Here is a 3,335-nt window from a genome sequence, read left to right on the forward strand (position 1 = left end):
CCGTGGCCAGCCTGGTCAATGCCATCGACGCCAAGTCACCCTGGACGAAGGGGCATTCGGAGCGGGTGATGAAGACATCGGCCATTATCGCCGCCGCCCTGGGGCTAAGTGAGTGGGAAGTGGAGCGTGTGCGTCTTGGGGGGCTGCTGCACGACATCGGGAAGATCGGGGTGGAGGGTGCGGTGAATTGTCCGGGGAGGCTCGGCCCTGAGGCCGGCCCCCTGATGAGGCTCCATCCGGAGGTGGGGGTGTCGATACTCTCGCCGATTCAGGAATTGAAGTGGGTGCTGCCGGGTGTCCTGCACCATCATGAAAGGTTTGACGGCAACGGCTACCCCGCCAAGCTGCGGGGGGAAGATATCCCCCTCGATGCCCGGATCATTGCGGTGGCCGACGCCTTTGATGCCATCGTCTCCGACCGTCCCTACAAGCGCGGAAGCGGCCGGGCCGGAGCCTTGGCCGAGTTGGAGGCGTGCGCGGGGAGCCAGTTCGACCCGGAAATGGTCCGCTGCCTGTCCCATTTCATAAAGGAGGAGTCGAGGGAGGTGTTGCCTCTGGCCGGCTAACGGACGGCTCGCGTCTTTCCAGGGCCCGCTCGATCGCCGAGAGGCGCTTCTCCATATCCTCTACCAGCTCAAGGGTGCGGTCGACCCTCCCCTTGATGTTGAAGATCACAAAAGGGAGTATGAACCAGATCACCGTCAGGAAGAAGCCGATGATGGAAACCATCATCATGAAACCGCCGAAGACTTCCATACCCCCTCCCTCCTAATTCTGCGCCGCCTGGCTTTGCTCCAGCGCCCTGGCCAGCTGGTCGGGGCAAGAGGTGTTGCCCTGGCAGGCGATCCCCTTCAGGCGCTTGATCGCTTCAGTGACTTCCATGCCGCGCACCAGCGCCGCTACTGCCTGGGTGTTGCCGGCGCAGCCGTTCATGAACTCGGCTCCAAGAATGACGCCGTCCTCGATTTCGATGTTGATCTGGGTAGCGCAGCTCCCCTTGGTTACGTAGCTTACCTGCATGCTTCTCATTTCTCCTTAAAAAACTAAAGGCGGGTCACAGGGATGGACAGGATGGACAGGATAAACATCAAAGTCGAAGCCGAAGACCAGGTTCTTACTGAAGGCTTTCATCCCGTTAATCCTGTACATCCCTGTTAAACGCCTTTGACTTCGGTTGTTCTCAGTACTTCCGACATGGTGACCCGCTCGGGGCCGGGGAACGATTGCAGAAAGAGTGCGTTGATCGCCGTCAGCATCGCGTTCAGACGGTCGAGGTCGATTACCGCGCTTCCCGGGATGCTGGACAGATCCCGGAAGTTCTCCGGACAGAAGTCGATCGCCCTCTCGCCGTCCCGGCTGATCAGCAGCGGCAGACCGTGGGTCCGGCAGATGACCGGGCGCGCCTGGTAGAGGAGACAGAGGCCGTCATGGAGCAGGGGACAGGGATCACCGGAGGCCGAAACTTCGGCCTTTCGCCGGATGAAATCAGCTTCGGATTCGGGAAGAGCGCCGAGGGCCTCTCTGAGCGACGCGGCCTCGACCGCGAAGATCGAGAGGTGACGGCAGCAGGCATCGCATCCGGGACGGCAGGAGATGTGCGACTCGAAGCGTGTTGACGTGCCGGTGCAAAGCTCGTCGACCCGGCCAACCAGAGCCAGGTAATTTTCCAGAGCCGGCATGGTCACCGTTTTTCAAGCAGGGATTTGGTGAAGGATTCCATCAGTTCCTTGTTGAGGTAGAAATACGGTTTTTCGATGGTGCCGCTGAAACCGAAGCTCTCATACTCCATCATGACGGGGTCATCGGTCCTTCCGCTGGATACATATCCCTTGGCGGCAGGATCGATCTCCAGCAGCTGCTTCATGGTCTCGGCCCCTCCCATGCCACCGGGGATGTTGAGATCGAGGATCACCGCGACAAAGGGGGTGCCGGCCTGATGGTGTTCACGGTAAAGTTTTACCGCTTCCGAGCCGTCAGTGGCGAACTCGACCTCGAAGCCATACCTCTTGAGGGTCTCGCCCGCGACGAAACGGACCATCTCGTCGTCGTCCATCACCAGGACCTTTGCCACTGCTTGCAGAGTCTCGTTACCCATTAAGAGTCACCGGAGTTGCGGAGGTTGTGCAGCTGCCCAAGACGTGATATTAAACTTTGCCTACATCTATAACGTGGATGACGGTCACTGGCAAGTTGATTTTTTCATGTGAGCCGTCGACTGGGAAGGGGAGTCCAATGGCGAAGGTGAAGTCGCCGGTCACCGCGGCGATCAGGGTGCTGCGGCAGGCCGGCGTTGCCTATCAGGAGCATCTTTACGGTTATGAGGAGAAGGGCGGGACGGCGGTCTCGGCTCGCGAACTGGGTGTAGACGAACACTGCGTGATCAAGACGCTGATCATGGAGGACGAGACCAGGTCTCCGCTGGTCGTGCTGATGCACGGCGACCGGCAGGTCTCGACCAAGGAACTGGCCCGGGTGATTGGAGTGAAATCGGTCGGTCCCTGCACCCCCGACGCGGCCAATCGCCATTCCGGCTACCTCGTCGGCGGAACCTCTCCCTTCGGCACCAGGAAGCAGATGCCGGTCTATGTCGAAGAGACCATCCTTGAACTTCCGCTCATCTACATAAACGGCGGCAGTCGCGGATTTCTGGTCTCGATAACACCATCCGAACTGGTGAGGGTGCTGAAACCTGTGCCGGTGAAGGTCGGCATCCCGGGGTAGGCATATATGGACCTTTCGAGGAAATTCGAGCAGGCGGCGGAGGTGCTCCGCGAGGCGCAGGCGCTCATTGTAACGGCGGGGGCGGGGATGGGGGTAGATTCCGGGCTCCCGGACTTTAGGGGAAACACCGGCTTCTGGCGTGCCTATCCGCTTTACCAGAGGTTGGGCATCAGCTTCGTCGAGGCCGCGAACCCGGAGCACTTCGAGCGTGATCCGGCCTTTGGCTGGGGGTTTTACGGGCACCGCACCAACCTGTACCGGGAAACAGTTCCTCACGAAGGGTTCAGGATCCTGTTGGAGTGGGGGAAGAGGCTGTCGTTGGAGATGTTCGTGGCGACCTCGAACGTGGACGGGCAATTTCAGAAGGCCGGCTTCCCCGGCGACGCTATCCTGGAGTTTCACGGGTCGATCCATCATCTGCAGTGCGCGAAGCCATGTTCCAACCTCATCTGGGAGAACCGGGAGACCTTCAGGATCGATGAAGAGACCATGACCGCCGACCATGTTCCGCTCTGTTCCCGCTGCGGTGCCGCGGCACGTCCCAATATCCTGATGTTTGGAGATTACAGCTGGATAGAGGAGCGGACCCGTCGCCAGCACGAGAGGTTCCAAAG

General features: G+C 60.0%; 7 protein-coding genes. 3 read left to right on the forward strand and 4 right to left on the reverse strand.

All coding sequences use genetic code 11. The features are described from left to right. On the forward strand, positions 1–566 hold a 566-nt coding region (locus AC11W3_RS00970), incomplete at its 5' end, for an HD-GYP domain-containing protein (RefSeq protein WP_484092342.1). Here AC11W3_RS00970 and AC11W3_RS00975 read toward each other — a convergent pair. From AC11W3_RS00975 to AC11W3_RS00990, 4 genes are all read right to left on the reverse strand, one after another. Continuing rightward, the gene (locus tag AC11W3_RS00975; protein ID WP_484088482.1) at positions 523–756 is read right to left on the reverse strand and encodes a hypothetical protein; all 234 of its coding nucleotides are present in this window, start codon (positions 754–756) and stop codon (positions 523–525) included. The genes AC11W3_RS00970 and AC11W3_RS00975 overlap by 44 nt on opposite strands. Before the next feature lie 12 nt (positions 757–768). Then, a complete protein-coding gene (locus AC11W3_RS00980) occupies positions 769–1,020 on the reverse strand; it encodes a TIGR03905 family TSCPD domain-containing protein (RefSeq protein WP_484088483.1) in 252 nt (83 codons plus the stop codon). 134 nt (positions 1,021–1,154) lie between these two features. Then, a complete protein-coding gene (locus tag AC11W3_RS00985) occupies positions 1,155–1,679 on the reverse strand; it encodes a YkgJ family cysteine cluster protein (RefSeq protein ID WP_484092343.1) in 525 nt (174 codons plus the stop codon). A 2-nt stretch (positions 1,680–1,681) separates the two neighbouring features. Next, on the reverse strand, positions 1,682–2,095 hold the full coding sequence (locus AC11W3_RS00990; protein ID WP_484088485.1) for a response regulator: 414 nt from the start codon (positions 2,093–2,095) through the stop codon (positions 1,682–1,684). Between the two features lie 137 nt (positions 2,096–2,232). Between AC11W3_RS00990 and ybaK the strand changes: the two genes are divergently transcribed. Both ybaK and AC11W3_RS01000 read left to right on the forward strand, forming a co-directional pair. Continuing rightward, complete coding sequence (gene ybaK / locus AC11W3_RS00995) at positions 2,233–2,721, forward strand: Cys-tRNA(Pro) deacylase (protein WP_484088486.1); 489 nt, start codon at positions 2,233–2,235, stop codon at positions 2,719–2,721. A gap of 6 nt (positions 2,722–2,727) precedes the next feature. Then, a partial coding sequence (locus tag AC11W3_RS01000; RefSeq protein ID WP_484092344.1) for an SIR2 family NAD-dependent protein deacylase occupies positions 2,728–3,335 on the forward strand: 608 nt, incomplete at its 3' end.

The organism is Geomonas sp., from assembly GCF_056994735.1.

Bases quoted from the DNA above. Each gene is read 5' to 3' on its own strand.
- AC11W3_RS00975 (WP_484088482.1), bottom strand. From the start codon at position 756: ATGGAAGTCTTCGGCGGTTTCATGATGATGGTTTCCATCATCGGCTTC.
- AC11W3_RS00980 (WP_484088483.1), bottom strand. From the start codon at position 1,020: ATGCAGGTAAGCTACGTAACCAAGGGGAGCTGCGCTACCCAGATCAAC.
- AC11W3_RS00985 (WP_484092343.1), bottom strand. From the start codon at position 1,679: ATGCCGGCTCTGGAAAATTACCTGGCTCTGGTTGGCCGGGTCGACGAG.
- ybaK (WP_484088486.1), top strand. From the start codon at position 2,233: ATGGCGAAGGTGAAGTCGCCGGTCACCGCGGCGATCAGGGTGCTGCGG.
- AC11W3_RS00990 (WP_484088485.1), bottom strand. From the start codon at position 2,095: ATGGGTAACGAGACTCTGCAAGCAGTGGCAAAGGTCCTGGTGATGGAC.